A 1,354-nucleotide genomic window follows, 5' to 3' on the forward strand; every position below is an offset into this window, starting at 1 on the left:
CGGGTCTTTACCAAGATCGGTGTTTCCGGCTCTTCGGTTAGTAGGTTTCGGCGGCCGGCCAGCGGTCACCGAAGGTGATGGCGAAGGCATTCAGCACGGGCTTCCAGCGCATCGTCCACCGGGCGCGGCCGGCCCCGGTCGGGTCCAAGCTGCGAGTCACAAGGTACAGGCATTTCAAAGCGGCCTGCTCACTCGGGAAATGCCCACGGGCGCGAACGGCGCGCCGGTAACGGGCGTTCAACGATTCGATGGCGTTGGTCGAGCAGATCACTCGGCGGATTTCGACGTCGTAGTCGAGGAACGGGATGAACTCGTTCCAGGCATTACGCCACAGGCGGATCATCGCCCGGTATTTACTGCCCCATTTCTCGTCGAGCTCGTCCAAGGCGGCCAGGGCGGCGTCGGCGTTGACCGCCGTGTAGATCGGCCTGATGTCACGTTTGATCGAGTCGGCGTCCACCCGTGAGGTGAGCCGGAAGGTGTTGCGGATCAGATGAATGATGCAGGTTTGCACGATCGCTTCCGGCCACACGGCCTCGACCGTATCCGGCAAGCCTTTCAGGCCGTCGCAGACGACGAAGAACACATCCCGCACGCCACGGTTCTTCAGATCGATCAGGACACTCATCCAGAACTTGGCGCCCTCGCCGCCGGAGCCGGCCCACAGGCCCAGCACGTCCTTGTGGCCGTCCACGGTGACCCCGATGGCCGCGTAGATCGGCCGGTTGGCGACCTGGCCCTCGCGAACCTTGACCATGATGGCGTCGATGAACACGGCCACGTAGACGCTGTCGAGTGGGCGCGTCGACCATTCGGTCATTTCCGCGACGACTTTGTCGGTGATCCGGGAGATCGTCTCTTTCGACACCGACGCTCCATAGATCTCCGCGAAATGAGCGGAGATCTCCCCGGTCGTCATCCCTTTCGCATACAACGACAAAACAATCTCGTCGACCTCGGTCAACCGGCGCTGCCGTTTCTTCACGATCTGCGGCTCGAACGTCGCATCCCGATCACGCGGCACATCAATGCGCACCTCACCGGCGGCGTCCGAGATTACCGTCTTACCCCGACTGCCGTTCCGCACATTCGTCGACTCACGGCCCGGATCAGCCTGGTTCTTCTCGTGACCGAGATGCTCGGTCATCTCCTCGTTCAACGCGGTCTCGAGAACATTTTTGGTGAACAACTTCAGCAAGCCGTTCGGGCCGGTCAGTTCCAATCCGCGGGCCTTGGCCTCGGCCACCATCGCCGCCGCAGCGGCCTGCTCAGGCGACAGCTGCCGCCCGTCACCCTCGGTCTTCTTCCGTGGACTCATAACGTTCGATGTCATCACTCACGGTGCCCATCCCGC

At 62.3% G+C, this 1,354-nt stretch carries 1 protein-coding gene; it reads right to left on the minus strand.

Annotated features, from left to right (window positions below):
* Positions 1-37: 37 nt before the first annotated feature.
* Positions 38-1,318: an IS256 family transposase gene (locus tag AB0J66_RS49750; protein ID WP_364676585.1), complete on the minus strand. Its 1,281-nt coding sequence runs from the start codon at positions 1,316-1,318 to the stop codon at positions 38-40.
* Positions 1,319-1,354 lie beyond the last annotated feature (36 nt).

The organism is Actinoplanes sp. NPDC049598, from assembly GCF_040675435.1.
In the GTDB taxonomy this organism is placed as follows: domain Bacteria; phylum Actinomycetota; class Actinomycetes; order Mycobacteriales; family Micromonosporaceae; genus Actinoplanes.

Excerpts from the sequence above, each read along its gene's own strand:
- AB0J66_RS49750 (WP_364676585.1), bottom strand. The coding sequence starts at position 1,318 with ATGAGTCCACGGAAGAAGACCGAGGGTGACGGGCGGCAGCTGTCGCCT.